At 68.7% G+C, this 24617-nt stretch carries 35 protein-coding genes; 3 read left to right on the top strand and 32 right to left on the bottom strand.

Translation table 11 applies throughout. The annotated features are described in order from the left end of the window. Positions 1-22: 22 nt before the first annotated feature. The 3 genes from glmM to rplM form a co-directional block, all read right to left on the bottom strand. Positions 23-1360: a phosphoglucosamine mutase gene (gene glmM / locus ACRYCC_RS01325; RefSeq protein ID WP_433807775.1), complete on the bottom strand. Its 1338-nt coding sequence runs from the start codon at positions 1358-1360 to the stop codon at positions 23-25. A gap of 278 nt (positions 1361-1638) precedes the next feature. Then, the gene (gene rpsI / locus ACRYCC_RS01320; protein ID WP_433807773.1) at positions 1639-2157 is read right to left on the bottom strand and encodes a 30S ribosomal protein S9; all 519 of its coding nucleotides are present in this window, start codon (positions 2155-2157) and stop codon (positions 1639-1641) included. A gap of 78 nt (positions 2158-2235) precedes the next feature. After that, positions 2236-2679 (bottom strand): 50S ribosomal protein L13, encoded by a 444-nt coding sequence (rplM, locus tag ACRYCC_RS01315; protein ID WP_433807771.1) that lies wholly within the window; start codon positions 2677-2679, stop codon positions 2236-2238. Positions 2680-3094: 415 nt separating this feature from the next. Between rplM and ACRYCC_RS01310 the strand changes: the two genes are divergently transcribed. Both ACRYCC_RS01310 and ACRYCC_RS01305 read left to right on the top strand, forming a co-directional pair. Continuing rightward, positions 3095-4621: a hypothetical protein gene (locus tag ACRYCC_RS01310; RefSeq protein WP_433807769.1), complete on the top strand. Its 1527-nt coding sequence runs from the start codon at positions 3095-3097 to the stop codon at positions 4619-4621. A 23-nt stretch (positions 4622-4644) separates the two neighbouring features. Next, complete coding sequence (locus ACRYCC_RS01305) at positions 4645-7065, top strand: hypothetical protein (RefSeq protein WP_433807767.1); 2421 nt, start codon at positions 4645-4647, stop codon at positions 7063-7065. A gap of 129 nt (positions 7066-7194) precedes the next feature. Here the strand turns inward: ACRYCC_RS01305 and truA are convergent, their stop codons facing one another. The 8 genes from truA to infA all read right to left on the bottom strand — a co-directional run bounded on the left by truA (position 7195) and on the right by infA (position 12342). Continuing rightward, a complete protein-coding gene (gene truA, locus ACRYCC_RS01300) occupies positions 7195-8013 on the bottom strand; it encodes a tRNA pseudouridine(38-40) synthase TruA (protein WP_433807765.1) in 819 nt (272 codons plus the stop codon). A gap of 294 nt (positions 8014-8307) precedes the next feature. Next, positions 8308-8844, bottom strand: a complete 537-nt coding sequence (gene rplQ, locus ACRYCC_RS01295; RefSeq protein ID WP_433807763.1) for a 50S ribosomal protein L17 — start codon at positions 8842-8844, stop codon at positions 8308-8310. Between the two features lie 143 nt (positions 8845-8987). Then, complete coding sequence (locus tag ACRYCC_RS01290; protein WP_433807761.1) at positions 8988-10001, bottom strand: DNA-directed RNA polymerase subunit alpha; 1014 nt, start codon at positions 9999-10001, stop codon at positions 8988-8990. Between the two features lie 143 nt (positions 10002-10144). Continuing rightward, the gene (gene rpsD, locus ACRYCC_RS01285; RefSeq protein ID WP_433807759.1) at positions 10145-10771 is read right to left on the bottom strand and encodes a 30S ribosomal protein S4; all 627 of its coding nucleotides are present in this window, start codon (positions 10769-10771) and stop codon (positions 10145-10147) included. A gap of 14 nt (positions 10772-10785) precedes the next feature. After that, positions 10786-11187 (bottom strand): 30S ribosomal protein S11, encoded by a 402-nt coding sequence (rpsK, locus tag ACRYCC_RS01280; RefSeq protein ID WP_433807757.1) that lies wholly within the window; start codon positions 11185-11187, stop codon positions 10786-10788. Between the two features lie 57 nt (positions 11188-11244). Further along, positions 11245-11625, bottom strand: coding sequence for a 30S ribosomal protein S13 (rpsM, locus tag ACRYCC_RS01275; RefSeq protein WP_433807755.1), 381 nt, complete (start codon positions 11623-11625; stop codon positions 11245-11247). A gap of 268 nt (positions 11626-11893) precedes the next feature. Further along, on the bottom strand, positions 11894-12007 hold the full coding sequence (gene rpmJ / locus ACRYCC_RS01270) for a 50S ribosomal protein L36 (RefSeq protein WP_433807753.1): 114 nt from the start codon (positions 12005-12007) through the stop codon (positions 11894-11896). 113 nt (positions 12008-12120) lie between these two features. Then, complete coding sequence (gene infA / locus ACRYCC_RS01265) at positions 12121-12342, bottom strand: translation initiation factor IF-1 (RefSeq protein WP_187234325.1); 222 nt, start codon at positions 12340-12342, stop codon at positions 12121-12123. Between the two features lie 283 nt (positions 12343-12625). On the opposite strand from infA, the gene ACRYCC_RS01260 reads away from it, so the two are divergent. Further along, positions 12626-13183 (top strand): hypothetical protein, encoded by a 558-nt coding sequence (locus tag ACRYCC_RS01260; protein WP_433807751.1) that lies wholly within the window; start codon positions 12626-12628, stop codon positions 13181-13183. Positions 13184-13238: 55 nt separating this feature from the next. On the opposite strand, the gene ACRYCC_RS01255 is transcribed toward ACRYCC_RS01260, so the two are convergent. The 21 genes from ACRYCC_RS01255 to rplB all read right to left on the bottom strand — a co-directional run bounded on the left by ACRYCC_RS01255 (position 13239) and on the right by rplB (position 24588). Continuing rightward, positions 13239-13694, bottom strand: a complete 456-nt coding sequence (locus ACRYCC_RS01255) for a DUF1707 SHOCT-like domain-containing protein (protein ID WP_433807749.1) — start codon at positions 13692-13694, stop codon at positions 13239-13241. Between the two features lie 38 nt (positions 13695-13732). After that, on the bottom strand, positions 13733-14557 hold the full coding sequence (gene map, locus ACRYCC_RS01250) for a type I methionyl aminopeptidase (RefSeq protein ID WP_433807747.1): 825 nt from the start codon (positions 14555-14557) through the stop codon (positions 13733-13735). A 121-nt stretch (positions 14558-14678) separates the two neighbouring features. After that, a complete protein-coding gene (locus ACRYCC_RS01245; RefSeq protein WP_433807745.1) occupies positions 14679-15329 on the bottom strand; it encodes an adenylate kinase in 651 nt (216 codons plus the stop codon). Continuing rightward, on the bottom strand, positions 15329-16627 hold the full coding sequence (gene secY, locus ACRYCC_RS01240) for a preprotein translocase subunit SecY (RefSeq protein WP_433809887.1): 1299 nt from the start codon (positions 16625-16627) through the stop codon (positions 15329-15331). Before secY ends, ACRYCC_RS01245 begins: the two co-directional genes overlap by 1 nt. Positions 16628-16809: 182 nt before the next feature. Beyond that, positions 16810-17256, bottom strand: a complete 447-nt coding sequence (gene rplO, locus ACRYCC_RS01235; RefSeq protein ID WP_433807743.1) for a 50S ribosomal protein L15 — start codon at positions 17254-17256, stop codon at positions 16810-16812. 1 nt (position 17257) lies between these two features. Continuing rightward, the gene (gene rpmD, locus ACRYCC_RS01230; protein ID WP_433807741.1) at positions 17258-17440 is read right to left on the bottom strand and encodes a 50S ribosomal protein L30; all 183 of its coding nucleotides are present in this window, start codon (positions 17438-17440) and stop codon (positions 17258-17260) included. After that, complete coding sequence (rpsE, locus tag ACRYCC_RS01225) at positions 17437-18060, bottom strand: 30S ribosomal protein S5 (RefSeq protein ID WP_433809886.1); 624 nt, start codon at positions 18058-18060, stop codon at positions 17437-17439. The genes rpmD and rpsE overlap by 4 nt, the downstream gene beginning before the upstream one ends. 61 nt (positions 18061-18121) lie before the next feature. Beyond that, entirely contained in the window at positions 18122-18508 is a 387-nt protein-coding gene (rplR, locus tag ACRYCC_RS01220) for a 50S ribosomal protein L18 (RefSeq protein ID WP_433807739.1), read from the bottom strand. 2 nt (positions 18509-18510) lie between these two features. Next, positions 18511-19047 (bottom strand): 50S ribosomal protein L6, encoded by a 537-nt coding sequence (gene rplF / locus ACRYCC_RS01215; protein ID WP_433807737.1) that lies wholly within the window; start codon positions 19045-19047, stop codon positions 18511-18513. Positions 19048-19064: 17 nt separating this feature from the next. Next, entirely contained in the window at positions 19065-19463 is a 399-nt protein-coding gene (rpsH, locus tag ACRYCC_RS01210) for a 30S ribosomal protein S8 (protein WP_433807735.1), read from the bottom strand. A gap of 140 nt (positions 19464-19603) precedes the next feature. Next, complete coding sequence (locus ACRYCC_RS01205; RefSeq protein ID WP_433807733.1) at positions 19604-19789, bottom strand: type Z 30S ribosomal protein S14; 186 nt, start codon at positions 19787-19789, stop codon at positions 19604-19606. 55 nt (positions 19790-19844) lie between these two features. Beyond that, the gene (gene rplE, locus ACRYCC_RS01200) at positions 19845-20429 is read right to left on the bottom strand and encodes a 50S ribosomal protein L5 (protein WP_433807731.1); all 585 of its coding nucleotides are present in this window, start codon (positions 20427-20429) and stop codon (positions 19845-19847) included. Continuing rightward, entirely contained in the window at positions 20429-20731 is a 303-nt protein-coding gene (gene rplX / locus ACRYCC_RS01195; protein ID WP_433807729.1) for a 50S ribosomal protein L24, read from the bottom strand. Before rplX ends, rplE begins: the two co-directional genes overlap by 1 nt. After that, complete coding sequence (rplN, locus tag ACRYCC_RS01190) at positions 20731-21099, bottom strand: 50S ribosomal protein L14 (protein ID WP_433807727.1); 369 nt, start codon at positions 21097-21099, stop codon at positions 20731-20733. The genes rplX and rplN overlap by 1 nt, the downstream gene beginning before the upstream one ends. 118 nt (positions 21100-21217) lie before the next feature. Next, positions 21218-21490, bottom strand: a complete 273-nt coding sequence (gene rpsQ / locus ACRYCC_RS01185; protein ID WP_433807725.1) for a 30S ribosomal protein S17 — start codon at positions 21488-21490, stop codon at positions 21218-21220. Continuing rightward, complete coding sequence (gene rpmC / locus ACRYCC_RS01180) at positions 21483-21731, bottom strand: 50S ribosomal protein L29 (RefSeq protein WP_433807723.1); 249 nt, start codon at positions 21729-21731, stop codon at positions 21483-21485. Before rpmC ends, rpsQ begins: the two co-directional genes overlap by 8 nt. After that, positions 21731-22147 (bottom strand): 50S ribosomal protein L16, encoded by a 417-nt coding sequence (gene rplP, locus ACRYCC_RS01175; RefSeq protein ID WP_433807721.1) that lies wholly within the window; start codon positions 22145-22147, stop codon positions 21731-21733. Before rplP ends, rpmC begins: the two co-directional genes overlap by 1 nt. 7 nt (positions 22148-22154) lie before the next feature. Further along, a complete protein-coding gene (gene rpsC / locus ACRYCC_RS01170; protein ID WP_433807719.1) occupies positions 22155-23024 on the bottom strand; it encodes a 30S ribosomal protein S3 in 870 nt (289 codons plus the stop codon). Beyond that, the gene (rplV, locus tag ACRYCC_RS01165) at positions 23024-23431 is read right to left on the bottom strand and encodes a 50S ribosomal protein L22 (RefSeq protein WP_433807717.1); all 408 of its coding nucleotides are present in this window, start codon (positions 23429-23431) and stop codon (positions 23024-23026) included. Before rplV ends, rpsC begins: the two co-directional genes overlap by 1 nt. Positions 23432-23460: 29 nt before the next feature. Continuing rightward, the gene (rpsS, locus tag ACRYCC_RS01160; RefSeq protein ID WP_433807715.1) at positions 23461-23742 is read right to left on the bottom strand and encodes a 30S ribosomal protein S19; all 282 of its coding nucleotides are present in this window, start codon (positions 23740-23742) and stop codon (positions 23461-23463) included. Positions 23743-23754: 12 nt separating this feature from the next. Beyond that, on the bottom strand, positions 23755-24588 hold the full coding sequence (gene rplB / locus ACRYCC_RS01155; protein ID WP_433807713.1) for a 50S ribosomal protein L2: 834 nt from the start codon (positions 24586-24588) through the stop codon (positions 23755-23757). Positions 24589-24617 lie beyond the last annotated feature (29 nt).

Genomic DNA, 24617 nt, shown 5'->3' with positions numbered 1-24617 from the left:
GGGCCGCCACAGGGGCCGCCGGTCAGAGGCCGCGGACGACCTGGGCGAGCCGCTCGGCGACCGACTGGGCCTGCTCCTCGACGGCCGCCTCGACCATGACGCGGACCATCGGCTCGGTCCCGCTCGGCCGGATCAGCACCCGGCCGGTCGCGCCGAGCTCGGCCTCGGCGGACGCGATCGCGGTCATCAGCTCGACCGACGTCTGGGCCTTGGCCTTGTCGACCCCGCGTACGTTGATGAGCACCTGCGGGAGCCGGGTCATGATCTTGGCCAGCTCGTCCAGCGGGCGCCCCCTGCGGACCATCGCGGCGAGCAGGTGCAGCCCGGTGAGGACGCCGTCGCCGGTGGTCGCGTGATCCAGCATGATTACATGACCGGACTGCTCACCGCCGAAGGTGAAGCCGCCCTCCTTCATGGCCTCGAGCACGTAACGGTCGCCCACCGCGGTCTCGATCACGGTCAGTCCCGCTTCCCGCATGGCCAGCTTGAAGCCGAGGTTGGACATCACGGTGGCGACCACCGTGTCGTCCCGCAGCCGCCCGGCCTCCCGCAGTTCGAGGGCGAGGATGGCCATGATCTGGTCACCGTCGATGGCCTCACCGGAACCGGTGACGGCCAGGCACCGGTCGGCGTCGCCGTCGTGGGCGATGCCCGCGTCGGCCCCGTGCTCGATCACCGCGGCCTGCAGCGCCTCGAGGTGGGTCGAGCCGCAGCCCTCGTTGATGTTGAGCCCGTCCGGCTCGGTGCCGATCTCGATCACGGTGGCACCGGCCCGCCGCAGGACCTCCGGGCCGACGACGGACGCCGCGCCGTGCGCGCAGTCGAGCACGACGCGTACGCCGTCCAGGGAGCCGGGCACCGTCGCCAGCACATGCTCCACGTAGCGCTCGGCCTCGCCGTGCGCGTCTCGCACCCGGCCCACCCCGGCGCCGACCGGGCCCTGCCAGGATTCACCGAGGTGCGACTCGATGGCGTTCTCGATCTCGTCGGCCAGTTTGTAGCCGCTGCGGTCGAAGAACTTGATGCCGTTGTCCGGGGCCGGGTTGTGGGAGGCCGACAGCATGACGCCGAGATCGGCGTCCAGCGCGTGGGTGAGATAGGCCACCGCGGGGGTGGGCAGCACGCCGAGCCGGAGCACGTCGACGCCCGCGCCGGCCAGCCCGGCCACCACCGCCGCCTCCAGGAACTCACCCGACGCCCGGGGGTCGCGCCCGACCACCGCGACCGGCCGATGGCCCTCGAACGCCCCGACCTCGCCGAGCACCCTGGCCGCGGCCACCGAGAGGTCGAGCGCCAACCGGGCGGTGAGGTCGCGGTTGGCGACTCCACGCACGCCATCGGTTCCGAAGAGACGGCCCATAACTCACTCCTGACGAGTCACTCTTGCTTCGAACGGAGGCGCCGGCTCTGGATACGCCGGGGGGCGGCCGAAAGGCGGGCGCTGGGGGGCGGAGCGGGTGCGAGGGGACGGGGCCGGTGTTCCGGACGGGGCCGGAGACGGCCGCCCGTGAGGGCCACCGCGCCGCGTGCTTCCGGCCGTTCACCGAGTACGGGTCGGGGGTGACACCGAGAACCCCTGTCGCCCGAAAACACGTATGGGCCGCCGCGGACTCGCGGCGGCCCATACGTGTGCCGAGGCTAGCGCTTGCTGTACTGCGGAGCCTTACGGGCCTTCTTGAGACCGGCCTTCTTGCGTTCCTTGGCCCGCGGGTCACGGGTGAGGAAGCCGGCCTTCTTCAGGGCCGGGCGGTTCTCCGGGTCGACCAGCTGCAGCGAACGGGCGATGCCCATGCGCAGCGCACCCGCCTGTCCGGTGACGCCGCCACCGCTGATGCGGCAGATGACGTCGAACTGGTCCTCGGCACCCAGCGTCACGAACGGCTCGTTCACGATCTGCTGGTGCACCTTGTTGGGGAAGTAGCTGTCCAGCGAGCGGCCGTTGATCGTCCACTGGCCGGAGCCGGGAACGATGCGGACCCGTGCGATGGCCTGCTTGCGGCGGCCGGTGGCACCCGCGGCGCCGGTCACGATCGACGGTACGGCGACCTCTTCGGCTGCCTGCGGGGTCTCGCTGGTGTACTCCGACGGGGCGTCCTCGACGAACGAGTCGGGTTCGACGCCGTCCACGTGCGTCTCGGTGCCGGTGGTCTCAGCCACGGTTCTCCTAGGGTCTTCTAGCCAAGGCGGCGGGCCCGGAGATCGGGTGCCCTGGCGGCCACGGGTGTTGAAAAGGTCTTACTGAGCGATCTGCTTGATCTCGAAGGGCACGGGCGACTGGGCCTGGTGCGGGTGGTCGGGGCCGGCGTAGACCTTGACCTTGCTGAACATTTTGCGGCCGAGCGTGTTCTTGGGCAGCATGCCCTTGATGGCCTTCTCGACCGCGCGCTCGGGGTGCTTGTCCAGCAGGTCGCCGTAGGCCATCGAGCGCAGGCCGCCGGGGTAGCCCGAGTGGCGGTAGGCCCGCTTCTGCTCGCGCTTCTTACCGGACAGCGCCACCTTGTCGGCGTTCACGATGATGACGAAGTCACCCGTGTCGAGATGCGGCGCGTAGATCGGCTTGTGCTTGCCCCGCAGCACGGTCGCGACCTGGCTGGCGAGCCGACCGAGCACGACATCGGTCGCGTCGATGACGTACCACTGACGCTGCACGTCAGCGGGCTTAGGGGTGTACGTGCGCACGGTCGTAGGCCTTCGTTTCTTGTCTTGGTCTTGGCAGAGCCAAGCATTTGGACACTTTGCGGAATCCAGGTCGCGCCGATCGGAAGCTGGTCCGATCTCGTGGCCCGGGAGCGGCCGGTCACCTCGAGGCGCACCGGCACACAGCGAACTGGCAGAATACCCAGCCCAAGGGGCACGGGTCAAAGCGGGTCGTCAGAGACCACTTGATCTATTGGTGCTACCGCTCGTTCTACCACGACCAGTATGCCTTACCCGCCGGGATGCGCGGGCCGCTCGGGCCCGGGACGGCCTCGTACCGATCTTCCCCGGCCCCCGTCGCCGGCCTTGAGAATCCCCGGACGCCGGGTGCATTCCGTGCAATCGTAGTGATTTGGCGACGTCCGGATCTACGCAATCCCGAGGATAGGGTCCTGATATGGGTTACCCGGGTGATCAAAGCCAATCCGGCGGCTGGCCTCCTGAGCAGCCGTCGCAGTCCCCGTCTCCGTACGATCCAGGCCAGGACGCCCCGACCTCTCGCTACAGGCCGGGTCCCTTCAGCCCCCCGCCGGACGGGCCGCCGTCGGCCGACCCCGCGGGGGACGACGGACCACCCCCCGGCCTGGTCCTGGGTGCGGGTCCGTACGAGCCGGGCCCCGGTCCCTACACCGGCCGGGACTCCTACGACCCGGGCCAGAGCGCCTACGAGCCCCGTCCGGGCGCCTACGAGCCGAGCTCGGGATCGTACGAGCCGGCCACGAGTCCGTACGAGCCGGGCCAGGGTGGTTACGAACCGGGCCAGGGCTCGTACGAGCCGAGCCAGGGCGCCTACGAACCGGCGCCGGGTTCCTACGAGCCGGGACCGGGTTCCTACGACTCCGGTCAGGACTCCTTCCAGCCCCGCGCGGGCGCCTACGAGCCGGGCCCGGGATCGTACGAGCCCTACGCGCCGTACGACTCACCCGGTGACGCGGACGGCAGGCCGAGCAACCCGTACGCCTTCGGCGGCTCCGGTGCCAACGGGACCTCCGGTGGGTTCTCCGGTCTCGCCGCCACTCCGTACCCGATGGGAGGCTCCGGAGCGGCGAGCGACCCCTTCGCGGGCCCCGGGCCCTACGACGGGCCGGCCGGGCCGTACGAGGACGCCCCCGGCTCGTATGATTCCGGTCACGACGGGCAGGCTCAGCACCGGGGCGGCCCCCTGCCGCCCGAGCGGTCCAAGATGCCACTGATCATCGGGGCTATCGTCGGCGCGATCGTGCTCGTCGCCGGCGGGTTCATGGTCTTCAGCGTCCTCGGTGGCGACTCCGGCAAGAAGACCGCGAGCGGCACGCCGTCAGGGGACACCAACCCGCAGGGCACCGGTGCGCCGACCGCGCCCACCTCACCGGCCGCCAAGCCGACGGCCGCCACCGGCCCGCTGGGCGCGAAGCTCAAGAACCGCGCGACCGACCCACAGCCCCTGACGCTCGCGGAGGTCTTCAAGCACCGCCGGTTCGGCAGATACGTCATGACGGCCAAGCGCCAGGACGGTAACTGCGCCAAGGTCGTGCACGGCACCAGGTTCGCGGCCGCTCTGAAGTCCGGTGGCTGCACCCAGATGCTGCGGGCCACGTTCTCCACCACGGACGGCAAGCTGATCGGCTCCATCGGCGTCGCCAACCTGCGGACCGACAGCGCGGCCAAGAAGGTCCAGGCGGCCGGCGCCGGCAAGGACGCCTGGCTGCTGCCGCTGCCCGGTACCGGCAGCACCAAGAAGATCGGCAAGGGCAGTGCGCTGGGCACCGCCGAAGCCCGTGGGCACTACGTCCTGCTCAGCTGGGTCCAGCGTCCGGACGGCAAGGAGATGACGGCCGGGCAACGCGGCACCGTCTCGACATTCGTCTCGCAGGTGATCCTCGGCAGCAACCTGTCGCCGGCCCTCCAGTACCGCGGAATTTCCGGCAAGCCGTACGGAACCTGACGTAGCGCATACCCTGTTTGACTATGTCTGGTCGTATGGAGAGCTCCGAGCCCGACGGGACCCCTGGGGCGGAACACGTGGAGAGCGCGGAGACCGCGCCTTTCCCGCAGTTCACCCAGCCCCCGCAGTCACCGACGCCGGCCCCGCCGAGCTTCGGTCACGCCGGCCCGGTCCAAACCCCCGCCACGGCCGGAGACGAAGCGGCGAGCCTCGAAACCCCGCCTTTCTGGGACCACCCCGGCGACCCCGCACAGCGACAGGATCTCGGGCCCGTCCCCGGCGGTTTCAGTGCCGTCTCGTCCCCGGCCGCCTACCCGCCACCACCCGGCCCGTCCGCACCACCGTCCGCACCACCCGCCGAGACCTTTACCGAGACCTTTGCCGAGACGGCTGAGCCGGACGGCCCGGCGAGCCCGGCGGAGGACGAGCCCGTGGTGGAGGCCGGGTCCCCCGGCATCCCGCCGGCGCTCCTGGAGCGGCCGAAGTCGCCGTGGTGGGCGGAGATCCCCGAGGACCCCGACCCCGTCTTCCCGTCCGCAGGGCCCGGTCATGACGCGACCGGACGCCCGGACGGCGCGGGCGACCCGGACCAGCCCGTCGCGGAGGCCGCCGACGGGAGCACGATGGGCCTGGAAGAGGCCCAGGACGACGATGAGGCCGCCGCACGCCGTACGGCCTATGTGGTGCCACCGACGCCGGGAACGCTCGTCGCGGGCCCTGGGGTGCCCACCGTGGACACCCGCCGGGCCGTACCGCCGGAGCCGCTCGTGGACCGGCGCCGCAGCCACCCCGACACCAAACCGGACGGCCTGCCCGTCATGGGCGCACCGGACGCCACCGTGACGGACACGACCGGAGCAGTGGCCGGAGCAGACGCGGCCGGAGCAGCACGGACCCGAGTGGACGGGCCCCGGGTGAACTGGTTCCGGCCAGGAGGGGCGGAGGGGGCCCCGGCGGACGAGGCCAAGGCCCACGAAACGGCCCACGAGACCGAGGCGGACGCGGCCGGCTCCGCCGCCTCGGCACCCACCGCGCAGGACCGCCCCGACGTCACCCGTCCGGAGGGCTTCGCCACAGCGGCGTTCTGGGCTCCCCCGGAGGGTTCCGGGAACGGTCCGGACGCCGGCGCCGAGACCGGCTCCCAGGCCGATCCCGAATCCGTACCCCAGAGTGACCCGTCCGAGAGCGACCCGTCCCGGACCGGCTCGGAGACCGGCTCGGAGGCGGGCTCCGGGACCGGCTCCGAACAGGACGCGTCCGTGACACCGGAAGGCGCCGAAGAGGGCGCCGAGGAAGCCTCACAGAGCGCCGTCGGGGCGAGTGCCGCGGAGACCGTGACCGACGCGGCGGCATGGAACGTCGCCGGGCAGGCACAGCCCGGCGCGGCGCAGCAGGCGGACGGCGAACCGGCCGGAGTCTCCTTCCAGAGCCTGGCCGGGCACGGCCCGGTGACGGTCACCATGCCCGTCGCGGAGCCGTCCACCGACTCCCCGGCGCCCGCGCCCTGGCCCATGATGAGCGGGGCGTTCACGTCGCCGACGACCTCGCCCGGACCGCACCCGGTCGCGGCACCGCCGTTCGGCACCGGGCACGACCCCTCGGGTCCCCCGCCCGGCATCCTGGCCTCCGCCTACCAGCCTCCGGCCTGGCCACCCCCCGAGCCGGACGCCCCCGGCGGACCCGCGAGCGCCGGGGACACCGGGGCCAAGGGTTCCGGCTCCGCCGGGCGGCAGCGGCTGCTGCTGGTCGGCGGCGGCGTGGTGGGCATGGCCCTGATCGCGGCCGTCGCCCTCCTGGTGATCTCGATGTCCGGGCCATCGGCCAAGAAGCCCGTCGCCCAGTCCGCGCCGTCAACGGCACCGCCGCCCAGCGCGGCGCCCAGCAGCCCGCCCGCCCGCTCGCCCGCCGCGCAGCCGGGACCGAAGGCGCCCAGCATCGACAGTGAGAAGACCGATCCCAAGGCCCTCGCCCTCACCGAGGTGTTCCCCTCGGCGAAGCTGGCGCTGGGCGGCCGTACGTACGTCCAGGACCGGACCTCGGTCAACCACCGCTGTGCGCTGGCGGCCCGGGGCGCGATGGCCAAGGCGCTGCAGCAGGGCCGCTGCAGCAGCGTCGTCCGGGCCACCTACGTCGACAGCACCAAGAAGTACGCCGTGACCACCGGCATCGCCGTGCTCCCGACCCGGGTGACGGCCGTGACGGTGAGCAAGGCGGGCGACCCGAGCCGGTACGAATGGTTCCGCGGCCTGCAGGGCAAGGTGGCCACGAAGATCGACCAGGCCGGTGGCTGGGCGGCGAGCACCGTGCGCGGCCGGTACATCGTGTACGCGTACGCGCAGTACGCCGACGGCACCAAGCCGCAGCCGGACGACGCCGCGCTGAAGGCCCTGTCCCGCCAGTTCATCGGCTACGCGGTCCGGCCCATCAACAAGCGCGCCCAGTGAGCGCGGCCCATGGCGGTGAGCCGCGCCCCGCTCACCGCCCTGGGCCGCCCAGCCGATCCATCGCGTGGAGCCCTCGGTGAGCCACGAGCCGTGAACCACGGCCGGTGAGCCGGGGGCAGTGCGCCACCGTCACAGCGTGCGGACGCGCCTGGTCTCCTGGGCCCGCTGCGCCAGATCCTCGTCGCCCGGGTAACGGATCTCCTCGAGCGAGAGCCCCAGGGCCGGCGCGACGTTGACGGCCGAGTCGCGCACCCGGGCGGCCAGCACGTCGGCCGGCCAGGTGACGTCCCGGCGCCCGTCACCGACCACGAGCAGCGCGCCCACCAGGGCACGCACCATCGAGTGGCAGAAGGCGTCCGCCTCGACGGTCGCCACCGCGTGTCTCGGCTCGACCCTGGTCCACTCGTACCGCAGCAGCCGCCGGATCGTGGTGGCGCCCTCGCGCTTACGGCAGTACGCGGCGAAGTCGTGCTCGCCGACGAGCAGGGCCGCGGCGGCGTTCATCCGGTCCAGGTTGAGGGGCCGGGGATGCCAGAGCACCTCGTGCCGGCGCAACGGCTCGACCCCCACCGGGTCATCGCAGACCCGGTAGACGTAGCGCCGGGACAGCGCCGAGAAACGGGCGTCGAAACCGTCGGGGGCCACCGCGACCCGGCAGACCCGGATGTCGGTCGGCAGCAGACCCGCCAGCCGCCGCGGCAGGGTGCCGTTGACGGCCGAGTAGGCGGCGACGGGTACCACGACGTGGGCGACCTGACCACGCGCGTGCACACCGGCGTCCGTACGGCCCGCCACGGTGAGCATCGGCGCCGGATCCAGGCGCAGCACCCGCGCCAGTGCGTCTTCGATGGTGGCTTGAACGGTCCTCTGGCCGGGCTGACGAGCCCATCCTGCGAAATCCGACCCGTCATAGCTGATGTCGAGCCGGAGTCTTACCAGCGCGGTCATGTCAGCGGGCGCTCGTTTCTCCACTTCGACAGCCTCTCGGCCGGTCCGTGTTCTCCGGGAACCGCCCCTGCGCGTTCCCCGCGGCCCTGGACCCGTTCCGGCACCACACCCCCGAAAATGACAACCCCCTGAGTACCGGCCATGCGAGCAGTCTTTCAAAGATCGAGCCCGCCGTCCCGTATCGGGACGGCGGGCTCTCGCGTGTTCGTCCGGCCTCACCGTACGAGACCGGCTCGCGGGCCGGCACCCGGTGATCACCTACCGGTGGTCACCATCCCGCGCACACACCGATCGCTACTTCTTCTCGGCCTCGCCGGCCTCGTCGGACTCCGCCTCGGCCTTGGTGTCGGCCTTGGTGTCGGCGGTGTCGGCCTCGGTGGCCTCCGACGCGGTGTCCTCGGTGCCGGCCTCGACGGCCGGCTCCTCGGTGACCGGGGTCTGGCCGGCCGTACGGGTCGTCACCTGACCGGACAGCGGCTCCTGGACCAGCTCGATGATGGCCATCGGAGCGTTGTCGCCCTTACGCGGCCCGATCTTGGTGATCCGGGTGTAGCCACCGGGCCGGTCCGCGAACTGCGGGCCGATCTCAGCGAACAGCGTGTGGACGACGCCCTTGTCCCGGACCACCTGGAGAACCTGACGCCGGGCGGCGAGGTCGCCCCGGCGGGCCTTGGTGATCAGCTTCTCGGCCAGCGGGCGGACCCGCCGGGCCTTGGCCTCGGTGGTGGTGATGCGGCCGTGCTCGAACAGCTGAGTGGCGAGGTTCGACAGGATCAGCTTTTCGTGCGCGGGGCCTCCACCGAGGCGGGGACCCTTAGTGGGCTTCGGCATGGTTCTCCCTCTCTGCGCTGGCCGTACGAGGTACCAGCGTCAGTCCGGCGGAGCCCCGGACGAGGCCCCGCCGCTCTCTCAACGAAATCCTCCGTGATCATGCAATCGTTCGACGATTGATTGCATGATCACGGAGGGGTGTATCAGTACTGCTCGGTCTCGGCGTAGCTCTGGTCGTCGTCGCCGTAGTTGTCCGCCGCCGCGCTCGGGTCGAACCCGGGCGGGGAGTCCTTGAGGGACAGACCCATGTCGATGAGCTTCTGCTTGACCTCTTCGATCGACTTGGCGCCGAAGTTCCTGATGTCGAGAAGGTCCTGCTCGCTGCGGGCCACGAGCTCGCCCACCGAGTGGATGCCCTCGCGCTTGAGGCAGTTGTACGACCGGACCGTGAGGTTGAGCTCCTCGATCGGCAGCGCCAGATCGGCCGCCAGGGCGGCGTCGGTCGGCGACGGGCCCATGTCGATGCCCTCGGCCTCGACGTTGAGCTCGCGGGCCAGCCCGAACAGCTCGACCAGCGTCTTGCCGGCGCTGGCCACCGCGTCACGCGGCAGCATCGAGTGCTTGGTCTCGACGTCCACGATGAGCCGGTCGAAGTCGGTGCGCTGCTCGACTCGGGTCGCCTCGACCTTGTAGGTGACCTTCAGGACCGGGGAGTAGATCGAGTCGATCGGGATGCGCCCGATCTCCTGGCCGACCTGCTTGTTCTGCGCCGCCGAGACATAGCCACGGCCACGCTCGACGGTGAGCTCCATCTCGAGCTTCGCCTTGTTGTTCAGCGTGGCGATGTGCAGGTCCGGGTTGTGCACCTCGACACCGGCCGGCGGCGCGATGTCGGCCGCGGTGACCTCACCGGGGCCCTGCTTGCGCAGGTACATCACGACGGGCTCGTCGTGCTCCGAGGAGACCACCAGCTCCTTGAGGTTCAGGATGATGTCGGTGAGATCCTCCTTCACCCCCGGAACGGTGGAGAACTCGTGCAGCACGCCCTCGACCCGGATGCTGGTGACCGCGGCACCGGGGATCGAGGAGAGGAGGGTCCGGCGCAGCGAGTTGCCGATCGTGTAACCGAAGCCCGGCTCCAGCGGCTCGATGGTGAACCGGGACCGGAATTCGTCGACCTGCTCTTCGGCGAGGGTCGGACGCTGTGCGATGAGCATGGTTGTGCTCCTTTACTTTCCGCGGCGCCCGCTATTTGACGACCGCGAGTAGTTCCAGTGCCATATCTACCCAGAACGGGTGATACGCCACCATCCACGGATCCCCGGACGGTGGGAGACCACCGCCCGGGGACTGCAGAGCCCTACTTGGAGTAGAGCTCGACGATCAGCTGCTCCTGGACCAGGGTGTCGATCTGCTGCCGCACCGGCAGCGAGTGGACCAGGATGTTCATCTTGTCGCCGTCGACCGTGATCCAGGCCGGGACCTGACGGTCGCCGACCTCGGCCGCGGCCACCTGGAACGGGGTGTCCTCGAGGGACTTCTTGCGGACCCCGATGATGTCGGACTCGCTGACGAGGAAGGACGGGATGTCGACCTTCCGGCCGTTGACCGTGATGTGACCGTGGCGGACCAGCTGCCGGGCCATGTCACGGCTCTTGGCGAAGCCGCCGCGGTACACGACGTTGTCGAGACGGCGCTCGAGCAGGGTGAGCAGGTTCTCACCGGTCTTGCCCTGCTTGCGGCTGGCCTCGGCGTAGTAGTTGCGGAACTGCTTCTCGAGCACTCCGTAGATGCGGCGGGTCTTCTGCTTCTCCCGCAGCTGGAGGAGGTACTCGGTCTCCTTGGGACGGCCACGACCGTGCTCGCCCGGCGGGTAGGGCCGGATCTCGATCGGGCACTTCGGCCCCATGCACTTGCTGCCCTTGAGGAACAGCTTCATCTTCTCGCGACGGCACAGCTTGCAGTCGGCGCCGGTGTATCGAGCCATATCTCCGTTACCTCTCAGACCCTGCGGCGCTTCGGTGGGCGGCAGCCGTTGTGCGGCACCGGCGTGACGTCCTGGATCGAGCCCACCTCGAGCCCGGTCGCCTGCAGCGATCGGATGGCGGTCTCACGACCCGAACCCGGGCCCTTCACGAAGACGTCGACCTTGCGCATGCCGTGCTCCATGGCACGGCGCGCGGCGGCCTCGGCCGCCATCTGGGCGGCGAACGGCGTCGACTTGCGCGAGCCCTTGAAGCCCACGTGGCCGGCGGAGGCCCACGCGATCACGGCGCCGGACGGGTCCGAGATCGTGACGATCGTGTTGTTGAACGTGCTCTTGATGTGGGCGTGCCCATGAGCGACGTTCTTCTTCTCTTTGCGGCGCACCTTCTTGGCGCCGACGCGACTCTTTGGAGGCATCTGCTCTCTAAACTCCTGAGGTCATCGGTCCATGCGGGGGACTCCGCCCCCACAGGGCTACTTCTTGCCGGCCTTCTTCTTGCCGGCCACGGTCTTCTTCTTGCCCTTGCGGGTGCGTGCGTTGGTCTGCGTGCGCTGACCGTGCACGGGAAGACCGCGGCGATGCCGGATGCCCTGGTAGCAACCGATCTCGATCTTGCGGCGGATGTCGGCCTGGATCTCACGGCGCAGATCACCCTCGATCTGGTAGTGCGCGTCGATCCAGTCGCGCAGCTTCACCAGCTCTTCGTCCCCGAGCTGGTGGACCCGGAGGTCACCGCTGATCTCGGTCTCCCTCAGGGTCTCGAGCGCACGGGTGCGTCCAATGCCGAAGATGTACGTGAGTGCGACCTCTAGGCGCTTGTCGCGCGGGAGGTCGACGCCAACGAGGCGTGCCATCGTCGGACGGTTTCCCTTCATTTCACGGAGGTCCTACGCATCGCGACCCTCACCCGGGCGCCCCGCGAGGGGCACTGCCGGGGTTCGGCCCCGGCCTCCGACCGGGGGTCCCCTTCACACAGCCATGCCGTACGACCTCGAGGGGTCATACGGCGACCGTGCGACGGCTTGCGATACGCGCGTTCTGTTGTGGCTGGTACTGCGGGTCCTACTGGTACTGCTGGTCTTACGGGTACTGCTGGTCTTGCGGTAAGCCCGTCGGGCCGTCTCAGCCCTGCCGCTGCTTGTGACGCGGGTCAGAGCAGATCACCATGACCCGACCATGACGGCGGATCACACGGCACTTCATGCAGATCTTCTTGACGCTCGGCTTGACCTTCACTGGGTCTCCTCACCTGCGGAGGCGATGGCCCCCGCATCCCCCCCGGAGAGATCCCCCAGGGGCCAGGGTCGTCCCTGCGCAGCCGTGCGCAGAGAAGGCAACCCCAGTGCGTTTTACTTGTACCGGTAGACGATCCGACCGCGAGTGAGGTCGTACGGGCTCAGTTCCACGACCACGCGGTCATCCGGCAGGATCCGGATGTAGTGCATCCGCATCTTGCCGCTGATGTGGGCGAGAACCTTGTGCCCGTTGTCCAGCTGCACCCGGAACATGGCGTTCGGGAGCGACTCGACGACGACGCCTTCGATCTCGATGGCCCCTTCTTTCTTGGCCATGTCCTCCGCGTTTCGCTGCTCGGCTCGTCTGGATTCGGTCCGCTGCGAGGGCGTGAAACCCTGGCGCCTGCCACCCCAAGGCGCAGACGCGCCACTCATTCGGGAGTCGACACAGGACCGACTAGGGAGTCTACGTCACCGGGCGCGGTAATGCGAAATCCTTACACACTCCATGAGAGACCGGTTGCCGTACCTGCCGGTTTTCCAAGCCACAGACTGGTTGTACGTTTCCAACAGTAAGGTTTTCTCAGGGGGTGTCGCAGGAACCCGGAGGGAGGGCGAGATGCCGGTCTACGGCTTCGAGCTGGTCCTCAGCCGACCGTTCTTCGAACCCGAGCTCGATCAGCTCTTCCAGCGTACCCGCGGTGAGGTGACGGTCGGCTTCGTCCGTGACGCCCAGTCGGCGGACCATCCCGGCCAGGCCGGCTGCTCCTGGGAGGCGCACTCCCTGGCCGCGGCGGTCCTGGAGGTGGTCGGGCACCTCGAGGCCAGCGCGCCCGGCCTCACGGTGCTGCGGGTGGAGGCCGATCCCCTGCTGTCCATGCGTGAGATCGCCGAGCGGGTCGGGCGCACCATCGAGTCCGTCCGCCTGTCGATCAAGGGAGCGCGCGGCCCGGGTCACTTCCCCGCCTCCGAGACCTCCACGCCGCGGCACCGGCTGTGGCGATGGTCCCAGGTGGCGCAGTGGTACGGCATCGACGACCCGCAGATCCAGGAGGCCGGCCCCACCGCCCGCGCGATCAACGGCTGGCTCGCCCTGCGAGAGGTCATCCCCGACGTGGCGCCGGATCCCCGCACCGTCGTGGCCGCCCTCAGCACCGCCGTCCGCGCCACCGCCTGACCCGCCACCGCCTGACGCACCGCCACCGGACGCCGTACCGGGCATCCCGCGGGCGTCACCTGCGCGGCTTGGGGCCGAAGATCTGGCCGGCCAGGATCACCGCCGCCCACGGGCCGGCCACCCAGACGAACCAGGGGTACTGCATCCCGTGGCCGCCCGCCACGGTGCCGATGGTGGTCAACAGCCAGATGACGAAGCAGACGAGGTTGACCGAGGCCCACGAGGCCCAGGCGGCCCGTACGCCCTTCTGGTAGACGTCGTGCGGATGCCGGTTGGCGGGCGCCGAGCGGGAGCGCTGCGTCGCCGGGATCGGCAGCTGGTAGGCGTCGTGCTCGGGCAGATCGGAGGTCACGGCCTGCAGCTCACCGAGCGTCTTGGCGCTGTAGGTGGCCTCCAGCCGCTCGTTGAGCTCGTCCAGCGTGATGCGGCCTTCGACGGAATGCTCACGCAGCGCCGCTGCCACCCGGTCCCGGTCGGCATCGGACGCTCGTATGTCGGGGTTCAACGCCATCGGGGTCCCTCCAACCAGGCTTCACCCTTAGGACGAGCCTACGCGCTGCGGAGTTCCGCGATCCGTTCTCTGCCGCCGTCCAGTGCGGTCAGCACCCACGGGCCGTCCTCGGTCACCGCGAAGGAATGCTCGAAGTGCGCGGACTGCCGCCCGTCCGAGGTGACCACGGTCCAGCCGTCGCCCAGCTCGTCGGTGCCCTTGGCGCCCAGGTTGACCATCGGCTCGATCGCCAGGCACACCCCGGGGATCAGCTCGGGCCCGTAGCCGGGGGCCCCGTGGTTGGGAACCAGCGGCTCCATGTGCATCTCCGTGCCGATGCCGTGCCCGCCGTAGCCCTCGACGATGCCGTACCGGCCCTGGCTGTGGATGTAGGTCTCGATCGCGTGGCTGATGTCGGTGAGCCGGGCCCCGGCCTGTCCGGCCGCCAGGCCGCGCCACAGGGACTCCTCGGTGACGTCCAGCAGCGTCTGCAGTTCCGGGGTGATCTCCCCCACCGGCACCGTGATCGCCGCGTCCCCGTGCCAGCCGTCGACGATGGCACCGCAGTCGATGGAGATGATGTCGCCCTCGTTCAGCACCCGCTGCACGCTGGGGATGCCGTGCACGATCTCCTCGTTCACCGAGGCGCAGATGACCGCGGGAAAGGGGGTCAGCGGCCCCGGGACGCCCCGGAACGACGGGATCCCGCCCTGGTCCCGGATGGACTCCTCGGCGAGCTGGTCCAGGTCGGCGGTGGTCACGCCGGGCTTGACGGCCTCGCGGAGCCGCTCCAGGGTGCGCCCGACCACGAGTCCGGCGGCCCGCATGAGCTCGATCTGGTCCGGACTCTTGACCTGAATCAACGGCCTACGCCTCTTCCACACGTGTTGCTCCTGCTCTGTTGCCCATGTGCCCCGGGCGCTCACGCCGGACGGCGACCCACGGACCGATCATCGGCATCGGCCCGGAGGGCCGGCCGGTGCCCCCGATCCGATCAGGATCAGATCAGGAGTTGAACGGGCGCAGCGTGGCCAGCGCCCGCTCTGTGACCTCGTCCACCGGACCGGTGGCGTCCAGGCCTACCAGAATGCCCTCATCGGCATAGAACGACACCAGCGGGGCGGTCTGTTCCTGGTAGACCTCCAGCCGATGCCGGACGGTCTCCTCCTGGTCGTCGTCACGCTGGAAGAGCTGCCCACCGCAGTGGTCGCACTTGTCGTCGCGCTTCTCGTCGAAGAGCACGTGCGAGATCCGCCCGCACTGCGCGCAGGTACGGCGGCCGGAGAGGCGGCGTACGACCTCGTCCTCATCGACCACCAGTTCGAGCACGAGATCGAGCTTTTCGTCCCATTTGGCGAGGATCTCTTTGAGCGTCTCCGCCTGTGGGACGTTTCGTGGGAACCCGTCGAGCAGGAAGCCCTCCTGGGCGTCGTCCTCGGCGAGCCGGTCCTGCACCATCGCGATGGTCACCTCGTCGGGAACCAGGTCACCGCGGTCCATGTACTGCTTGGCGAGCAGACCGAGATCGGTGCCGCCGCTGACATTGGCGCGGAAGATGTCACCTGTCGAGATCTTCGGGATGGACAGGTGAGATGCGATGAATTGGGCCTGCGTCCCCTTGCCCGCTCCGGGGGGACCCACGAGCACGATACGCACTACCGCAGGAAACCTTCGTAGTTGCGTTGCTGAAGTTGGCTCTCGATCTGCTTCACGGTATCCAGCCCCACGCCGACGACGATCAGAATGCTCGTACCGCCGAACGGGAAGTTCTCGGTCGCCCCCATCAACGCAAAGGCGATCATCGGTATGAGCGCGATCAGACCCAGGTAGAGCGCACCGGGGGTGGTGATCCGGGTGAGCACGTAGTCGAGGTATTCGGCGGTCGGCCTGCCCGGACGGATACCTGGGATGAAGCCACCATACTTCTTCATGTTGTCGGCCACTTCAGTGGGGTTGAAGGTGATCGCGACGTAGAAGTACGTGAAGAACACGATGAGCAAGAAGTACGCGCCCATGTGCCAGGGATTGTCCTGCTTGAGGTACGGGGCGACCGTGTTGGCCAGGAACTTGTTGTCCGACCACAGCTGCGCGGCCAGCGCGGGCAGGTACATCAGCGACGAGGCGAAGATCACCGGGATGATGCCGGCCTGGTTCACCTTCAGCGGGATGTAGGTCGAGGTCCCGCCGTACATGCGGCGGCCGACCATGCGCTTGGCGTACTGCACAGGGATCCGGCGCTGCGCCTGCTCGACGAAGACCACCCCGGCCACGATCGCGATGCCCACGATGAGCACCATGGCGAAGGTGAAGCCGCCCTTGCTCTTGTAGATGCCCCAGAACTCGGCCGGGAAGACCGCGACGACCTGGGTGAAGATCAGGATCGACATGCCGTTGCCGATGCCCTTGTCGGTGACGAGCTCACCGAGCCACATGATCACAGCGGTGCCGGCGGTCATGCAGACCACCATGGTGGCGATCGTGAAGACCTTGTTGTCGTGCAGGATCTGCTGCTGGCACTGGGGGAACAGGTTGCCGGTGCTCGCCATCGCGACGATGCCGGTCGACTGCAGGATCGCCAGGCCGATGGTCAGATACCGTGTGTACTGTGTGATCTTGGTGGTGCCCGCCTGGCCTTCCTTCTTCAAGGTCTCCAGGCGTGGGATCACCACGGTGAGCAGCTGCAGGATGATGCTCGCGGTGATGTACGGCATGATGCCGAGCGCGAAGATCGAGAGCTTGAGCAACGCACCGCCGCTGAACAAGTTGACCAGGCCGTAGACGCCCGCCTGGTTGCCCTTGCTCGCACCGTCGATACACGTCTTCACCGCTGAGATGTCCACGCCCGGCGTCGGCAACTGCGCGCCGAGGCGGAACACCGCGATGATGAAGAGCGTGAACAGCAGCTTCTTGCGCAGGTCGGGCGTACGGAAAGCCCGAATGAACGCGGTCAGCACCATTCCTCCTGCGCGAATTCCCGACCTACGGCCGCCGGCGGCCCCGGGTAGATGGTGGGCGGAGCCGGAAATTCGGCCACCGCCCGTCGAACTCTAACAGCACCAGCGGGGGGCAAGCCCCAAGCCGAACCCACGGTCTTGCCGACCGGAGTCCAGCGAAGGCCGACCCCCCGCTCCCTCATCTACAGCTCGTCGGCGGATCCGCCGACAGCGACGATCTTCTCTTTGGCGGATGAGGAGAAGCGATTGACCTTCACCTGAACCGCCACCGAGATCTCACCGTTGCCGAGGATCTTGACCGGCTGGTTGGGACGCACCGCGCCCTTCGCCACCAGGCCCTCGACGGTGACCTCGCCGCCCTCCGGGTAGAGCTCGGCCAGCCTGCCCAGGTTCACGACCTGGTACTCGACCCGGAACGGGTTGGTGAAGCCTCGCTGCTTCGGAACCCGCCGGATGAGCGGCATCTGGCCACCCTCGAACCCGGCCGGGACGCTACCGCGGGCCTTGGTGCCCTTGGTGCCGCGACCCGCCGTCTTGCCCTTCGAAGCCTCACCGCGGCCCTTGCGCACCTTGGCCTTGTTGGCCCCGGGCGCCGGGCGCAGGTGGTGCAGCTTCAGAGGTGCCGCCATCTCAGTCCACCTCCTCGACGGTGACCAGATGCGCCACCGTCCGGATCATGCCGCGTACCTCGGGCCGGTCCTCACGGACGACCGACTGGCCGATGCGGCGCAGGCCCAGCGTACGCAGCGTGTCACGCTGGTTCTGCTTCTCAGTGATCTTGCCCTTGATCTGGGTGATCTTCAGTTGGCTCATGCCGTGGCCTCCGCCCTGGGCTCCGAGCCGGCGGCACGCGCCCGCAGCATGGCCGCGGGAGCGACGTCCTCGATCGGCAGGCCGCGCTTGGCCGCGATCTCCTCGGGCCGGCTCAGCTGCTTGAGCGCCGCCACGGTCGCGTGCACGATGTTGATCGCGTTCGACGACCCCAGGGACTTCGACAGCACGTCATGAATGCCCGCGCACTCCAGGACGGCGCGCACCGGGCCACCCGCGATCACACCGGTACCGGGGCTGGCAGGCTTGAGCAGGACCACGCCCGCCGCCTCCTCACCCTGGGAGGTGTGCGGGATGGTGCCCTGGATGCGCGGCACCTTGAAGAAGTGCTTCTTGGCCTCTTCGACGCCCTTGGCGATCGCCGCGGGCACTTCCTTGGCCTTGCCGTAGCCGACACCGACCGTGCCGTTGCCGTCGCCGACGATGACCAGCGCGGTGAAGCTGAAGCGCCGGCCGCCCTTGACGACCTTCGCGACACGGTTGATCGCGACGACCCGCTCGATGTACGACGTGCCCTTGTCGGCGCCACCGCGGCGGTCGTCGCGCTTACCGTCGCGCCGCTCGCCGCCCTGGCCGCCGCCTCGACGTGGAGCTGCCATCAGTGGTTCCTCTTCTCATTTGCGTCGTGTCGCAGACGCGCCTTGCCAGGCTGCGTGGAGGTCATCAGAAGTCCAGACCTCCCTCGCGCGCGCTGTCGGCCAGCGCGGCGATGCGACCGTGGTACTTGTTGCCGGCGCGATCGAACACGACCGAGTTGACGCCGGCCGCCTTGGCCCGGTCGGCCAGCAGTGCGCCGACCTTCTTGGCCTTGGCCGTCTTGTCGCCGGACTCGGCGCGCAGGTCTGCTTCGAGGGTCGACGCGTACGCGAGGGTGTGGCCGACCGTGTCGTCGATGATCTGAGCGAAAACGTGCTTGGCCGAACGAGTCACGACCAGCCGCGGCCGCACGGCGGTGCCGACGACCTTCTTGCGGACCCGAAGGTGCCGGCGGGTCCTCGAAAGGGTCCGCGCCGACGTGGCCTTGCGGGCCAGGGTCTTGGTGCCAGCCATGACTACTTACCAGCCTTTCCGACCTTGCGGCGGATCTGCTCGCCTTGGTACCGCACGCCCTTGCCCTTGTACGGGTCGGGCTTACGGAGCTTGCGGATGTTGGCGGCGACCTCGCCGACCTTCTGCTTGTCGATGCCCTCGACCTTGAAGACCGTGGGCCGCTCGACGGTGAAGGTGATGCCCTCCGGCGCCTGGACGGGCACCGGGTGGCTGTAGCCGAGCGCGAACTCGAGGTCCTTGCCCTTGGCGGTGACCCGGTAGCCGACGCCGACGATCTCCAGCGTCTTGCTGTAACCCTGGGTCACGCCGACGACCATGTTGTGGATCAGCGTCCGGGTCAGGCCGTGCAGAGCCCGGTTGGTGTTCTCGTCGTTGGGACGGGTCACCGTGACGGTGCCGTCCTTGAGCTCGGCGACGATCGGCTCGGCGATCGTGTGCGAGAGCTCGCCCTTGGGACCCTTGACCGTGACGGCCTGGCCCTCGATCTTGATGTCCACACCACCGGGCACGGAGATGGGCAGACGTCCAATGCGCGACATTCTGTGGTCCCTCCCCTCTACCAGACGTAGGCGAGGACTTCCCCACCTACGCCTCTCTTGCCGGCCTGCTTGTCGGTCATGAGCCCGGAGGACGTCGAAATGATCGCGACGCCCAGTCCGCCCAGGACCTTCGGCAGGTTGTCCTTCTTCGCGTACACCCGGAGACCGGGCTTCGACACGCGCTTGATTCCGGCGATCGAACGCTCACGCGTCGGCCCGAACTTCAGGTCGACGACGAGCTTCTTGCCGACCTCCGCGTCCTCCACATGCCAGGCGGAGATGTACCCCTCCTGCTGGAGGATCTCGGCGATGTGTGCCTTGATCTTCGAATACGGCATGCCCACGGTGTCGTGGTACGCCGAGTTCGCGTTACGCAGACGGGTCAGCATGTCTGCGATCGGGTCGGTCATCGTCATGGCCTACAGGCCCTCCCTCGCCACGGTTTCCGTACGGACCTTTGGCGCGGTCATGGGCGCCTTCGTCAGGCACCCGGTGGTTATTTCCCTGGCCTTCCCCACCGCGATCACGCGAGTCGCGCGATCAGGCGGGAGGTCGGCTACCAGCTCGACTTGGTGATACCGGGCAGCTCGCCGCGGTGCGCCATCTCCCGGAAGCAGATCCGGCACAGGCCGAACTTCCGGTAGACCGCGCGCGGGCGGCCACAACGCGAGCACCGAGTGTACGCGCGCACGCCGAACTTCGACTTCCGGCCCGCCTTGGCGATCAATGCCTTCTTCGCCATCAGTTCTCCTTGTTGCGATCGTCAGTCGCCGCAAGCGACAACTGCCACGAAGCCATCAGGCTTCCTTGAAGGGGAAGCCCAGGAGCTTCAGCAGCGCCCGGCCCTCGTCGTTCGTCTTCGCGGTCGTGACCACGGTGATGTCCATGCCCCGCTGACGATCCGTCTTGTCGGGGTCGATCTCGTGGAACATCACCTGCTCGGTCAGGCCGAAGGTGTAGTTACCGTGGCCGTCGAACTGCTTGGGCGACAGGCCGCGGAAGTCACGGATCCGGGGCAGTGCCAGCGACAGCAGCCGGTCCAGGAACTCCCACATGCGGTCGCCGCGCAGCGTGACGTGCGCGCCGATCGGCATGCCCTCGCGGAGCTTGAACTGCGCGATGGACTTCTTGGCCCGGTTCACGGCCGGCTTCTGACCGGTGATCAGGGTGAGGTCGCGCACCGCGCCCTCGATGAGCTTGGCGTCCCGCGCCGCCTCACCGACACCCATGTTGACCACGATCTTGGTCAGCCCGGGAATCTGCATGACGTTGGCGTAGCCGAACTGCTCCTGCATCGCCTTCGCGATCTCTTCGCGGTAGCGGAGCTTGAGCCGCGGCTGCGGGATCTCCTGAGGCTGCGCCTCGGTGGTGGTCTCGGTCATCAGATTTCCTTGCCGGTGCGGCGCGAAACACGGACCTTCGTGCCGTCGTCCTTGATCAGGTAGCCGACCCTGGTCGGCTTGCCGTCCACGGAGATCTGCACGTTGCTCACGTGCAGCGGCGCTTCCACGGTGATGACCCCGCCGCCCTTGCCCTGGGCATCGGCCTTGGTGTTCTTCTTCACCAGGTTGCAGCCCTCGACGGTGACCCGCTGGCGGACCCGGTCAACAGAGATGACCTTGCCCGAGGCGCCCTTGTCCTTGCCTGCGATGACGATCACTTCGTCACCCTTTTTGATCTTCATCACAGCACCTCCGGCGCAAGCGAGATGATGCGCATGAACTTCTTCTCCCGAAGCTCCCGGCCCACCGGGCCGAAGATGCGCGTGCCGCGCGGGTCCCCGCCGTCCTTGATGAGCACAGCCGCGTTCTCGTCGAAGCGGATGTAGGAGCCGTCGGCGCGCCGGCGCTCCTTGCGGGTCCGCACCACGACCGCCTTCACGACGTCACCCTTTTTGACGCCGGCACCGGGAAGGGCGTCCTTCACCGTCCCGACGATGATGTCGCCGATTCCCGCGTAGCGCCGACCCGAACCGCCGAGCACACGGATGCAAAGAATCTCCTTGGCACCCGTGTTGTCGGCGACCCTGAGTCGCGACTCCTGCTGAATCACGTCCAACTCCTGTGTGTCACACCGGTTCTCTTGCGAGCCTGGCGGATTTGCCCCTGCTGGGTGGTCTCAGCCCCCGGTCAGGGGGGAGTGCGGGGGGCGTCGCCCCCCGCAGTTCCTCTTACTTGGCCTTCTCGAGCACCTCGATGACGCGCCAGCGCTTGGTGGCCGACAGCGGACGGGTCTCCATCAGGCGGACCCGGTCGCCGATGCCACATTCATTGGCCTCGTCGTGTGCCTTGTACTTCGTCGTACGACGAATGATCTTGCCGTACAGCGCGTGCTTCACGCGGTCCTCGACGGCGACGACGACGGTCTTGTCCATCTTGTCGCTGACGACGAGGCCCTCGCGGACCTTGCGGTTGCCACGCACGTGCGTCTGCTGCTCAGTCATCGTTCTTGTCCTCCACGGGCTCCTCGGCGACCGTGACGATGCCGAGCTCCCGCTCCCGCATCACGGTGTAGATGCGGGCGATCTCGCGCTTCACGGCCCGGAGCCGCCCGTGGCTTTCGAGCTGACCGGTCGCGCCCTGGAAGCGGAGGTTGAACAGCTCCTCCTTGGCTTCCTTCAGCTTGGAGACCAGCTCTTCCTCGGGCTGCGTCCGCAGGTCGTCGGCGGTAAGAGCCTTGGCCATTACTCACCCACCTCACGCTTCACGAACTTGCACTTCATGGGAAGCTTGTGCATCGCGCGGCGCATGGCCTCGCGAGCCAGCGGCTCCGGAACTCCGGCCAGCTCGAACATGACCCGGCCGGGCTTGACGTTGGCGATCCACCACTCGGGCGAACCCTTACCGGAACCCATGCGGGTCTCGGCCGGCTTCTTGGTGAGCGGACGGTCCGGGAAGATGTTGATCCAGACCTTTCCGCCACGCTTGATGTGCCGGGTCATCGCGATACGAGCGGCTTCGATCTGCCGGTTGGTGACATAGGCGGGCTCGACGGCCTGAATGCCGAACTCACCGAATGTTACCTTGGTGCCACCCTTGGCCATGCCACGACGGCGGGGGTGGTGCTGCTTACGGTGCTTGACCTTGCGAGGGATCAGCATTGGTCACTCAGCTCCCCTCACCAGTCGGGGCGGTCGCCGAAGCGGTCACGTCGGACGCCGGAGACTCGGGACTCTGCTTGGGCGCGGCACCGCGGTCGCCACCGCGGCCACCGCCACGGGCGCCGCCGGCACCGCCACGACGCTGCGGACGGTCACCACCGCGGCCACCGCCACGACGGTCCGCGCCGCCACCGCCGCCGGATCCGGCACCCGCGCGCTGCGCGGCGGCCTTGGCCTCGCGCTCCGCCCGGGTCGCCGGGGCGATGCCCTTGTAGATCCACACCTTGACGCCGATGCGGCCGAAGGTCGTACGCGCCTCGTAGAAGCCGTAGTCGATGTCGGCGCGCAGCGTGTGCAGCGGGACCTGGCCCTCGCGGTAGAACTCCGAACGGGACATCTCCGCCCCACCCAGCCGGCCACCGCACTGGACCTTGATGCCCTTGGCACCGCTCTTCATCGCGCTCTGGATCGCCTTGCGCATGGCACGGCGGAACGCGACGCGGCTGGACAGCTGCTCGGCCACGCCCTGGGCGACGAGCTGCGCGTCGATCTCCGGGTTCTTGACCTCGAGGATGTTCAGCTGGACCTGCTTGCCGGTCAGCTTCTCGAGGTCGCCACGGATCCGGTCGGCCTCCGCACCGCGCCGGCCGATGACGATGCCGGGACGGGCCGTGTGGATGTCCACGCGGACCCGGTCACGGGTGCGCTCGATCTCGACCTTGGAGATGCCCGCCCGGTCCATGCCCTTCTGGAGCATGCGCCGGATCGCGACGTCTTCCTTGACGTACTCCTTGTAGAGCTTGTCGGCGTACCAGCGGCTCTTGAAGTCCGTGGTGATGCCCAGACGGAACCCGTATGGGTTGATCTTTTGGCCCATTATCGGGTCCTCCTCGCCTTACTCGTGCCCGAGGCACGCTCAGACGCTCGTCCGGCGCCGGCCGAGGCCTTGTCCGGCTTCGGCTCCACGATCACGGTGATGTGGCTGGTGCGCTTGTTGATGCGGTATGCCCGGCCCTGTGCGCGCGGCCGGAACCGCTTCAGCGTCGGGCCCTCGTCGACCCAGGCACGGCTCACGACGAGCGTGTCGGTGTCGAGCTTGAAGTTGTGCCCGGCGTTGGCGATGGCGCTGTCGAGCACCTTGCCGACCGGCTCGCTCGCGGCCTGGGGGGCGAAACGCAGCACCGCCTGAGCCTCCGTGGCCGACATGCCACGGATGAGGTCCACCACGCGGCGGGCCTTCCTGGGCGTGACGCGAATGAATCGCGCCTGGGCCCTGGCTTCCATCGCTGTTCCCTCTCTCCTACGGTGCGCGCTCAGCCTCGGCGGCTGCGGCGGTCTTCCTTGACGTGACCCCGGTACGTACGGGTCGGGGCGAACTCCCCGAGCTTGTGCCCGACCATGGCGTCGTTGATGAACACCGGGACGTGCTTGCGGCCGTCGTGCACGGCGATCGTGTGACCGATCATCTCCGGCACGATCATGGAGCGCCGCGACCACGTCTTGATGACGGACTTGGTGCCCTTGTCGTTTTGGACATCCACCTTCTTCATGAGGTGGTCGTCCACGAACGGGCCCTTCTTAAGGCTACGTGGCATGACAGGCGACTCCTACCGCTTCTTCTTGCTGCGCCGACGGATGATGAGCCGGTCGCTGGCCTTGTTGGCCTGGCGCGTGCGGCCTTCCTTCTGGCCCCACGGGCTGACCGGGTGGCGTCCGCCGGACGTCTTGCCCTCACCACCACCGTGCGGGTGGTCGATCGGGTTCATGGCGACTCCGCGGACGGTCGGGCGCTTGCCCTTCCACCGCATCCGGCCGGCCTTGCCCCAGTTGATGTTCGACTGCTCGGCGTTGCCGACCTCGCCGATGGTGGCGCGGCAGCGCGCGTCGACCAGGCGCATCTCGCCCGAGGGCATCCGGAGGGTGACGTACTTGCCCTCCTTGGCCAGCAGCTGGCAGCCGGAGCCCGCCGAGCGGGCCAGCTTCGCGCCGCCACCAGGCTTCAGCTCGATGGCGTGCACGACCGTACCCGTCGGGATGTTGCGCAGCGGCAGGCAGTTGCCGGGCTTGATGTCCGAGCCCACGCCGTTCTCGACCCGGTCGCCCTGCTTGAGGCCGGACGGGCAGAGGATGTAGCGCTTCTCCCCGTCGGCGTAGTGCAGCAGCGCGATGCGAGCGGTGCGGTTCGGGTCGTACTCGATGTGCGCGACCTTCGCCGGCACGCCGTCCTTGTCATGGCGCCGGAAGTCGATCACTCGGTACGCGCGCTTGTGACCGCCACCCTGGTGACGGGTGGTGATCCGGCCGTGCGCGTTCCGGCCGCCCTTCTTCGGGAGCGGCCGCAGCAGCGACTTCTCGGGCTCGCGGCGGGTGACTTCGACGAAGTCGGCCACGCTCGAGCCTCGACGACCCGGGGTCGTCGGCTTGTACTTACGGATGCCCATCTTATTCGTTCATCCCTTATCTACCTCGG

The sequence above is a fragment of the Actinomadura scrupuli genome (genome assembly GCF_050971785.1).
In the GTDB taxonomy this organism is placed as follows: Bacteria; Actinomycetota; Actinomycetes; order Streptosporangiales; family Streptosporangiaceae; genus Actinomadura_E; species Actinomadura_E scrupuli.
The sequence above is the reverse complement of the archived record's forward strand: the minus strand, read 5'-3'. Positions and strand labels throughout refer to the sequence as shown.